This is a genomic window from Bacillus sp. MM2020_4, assembly GCF_011250555.1.
GTDB lineage: Bacteria > Bacillota > Bacilli > Bacillales > Cytobacillaceae > Neobacillus.
On record NZ_JAANMZ010000134.1, the window covers coordinates 1 to 255 of the forward strand.

The window sequence follows — 255 nt, forward strand, 5'->3', positions numbered from 1 at the left end:
GTGAACGAATCCATAAGCCATCGTTATTTGTGGAATAAATTGAACTCTTTACTCCACCATTGCCTGTGTCCCTAGTACCAAACACAAGTCTATAGCCGCTATTACTCCCAATTCCCAATGTATCGCTGTTGACATTTCCAGCGGTCAACTTATCCGCTGACATACTTTCTATTTTTGCATTTGTGATGACCGCATCTTTTATCCTGGTGCGCCCGTTTAAAATATCTACATCACCATCTAGGTCAATCTTCGAAG

At 41.6% G+C, this 255-nt stretch carries 1 protein-coding gene; it reads right to left on the reverse strand.

What is annotated here, in order from left to right:
* A partial coding sequence (locus G6554_RS25465) for a hypothetical protein (protein WP_166246856.1) occupies positions 1–255 on the reverse strand: 255 nt, incomplete at both ends.